This is a genomic window from Parabacteroides sp. CH2-D42-20, assembly GCF_003670185.1.
Classification (GTDB): domain Bacteria; phylum Bacteroidota; class Bacteroidia; order Bacteroidales; family Tannerellaceae; genus Parabacteroides; species Parabacteroides distasonis.
Window position 1 is genome coordinate 1 of record NZ_RAYG01000084.1, and the last position, 287, is coordinate 287.

The 287-nt window shown below is 49.1% G+C and carries 1 rRNA gene; it reads right to left on the reverse strand.

From position 1 onward, the window contains the following. Nucleotides 1-287 (reverse strand): 23S ribosomal RNA (locus D7V92_RS21825); the annotation flags it as partial.

Genomic DNA, 287 nt, shown 5'->3' on the forward strand with positions numbered 1-287 from the left:
GTATACGTCATGTTTCCATTTAGCACAGCCATGTGTTTTTGTTAAACAGTTGCCTGGACCTATTCTCTGCGCCTCGCCTTACGACGAGGACCCTTTATCCCGAAGTTACAGGGTCAATTTGCCTAGTTCCTTAACCGTGAGTCACTCGAGCGCCTCAGTATTCTCAACCCGACCACGTGTGTCCGTTTACGGTACGGGTGCCGCATGGATAAGTTTAGCGGATTTTCTCGGGAGCATGGTTACGTCCATATTACCTCGTACAAGTACTCGGTATACTGTCAGGTTCG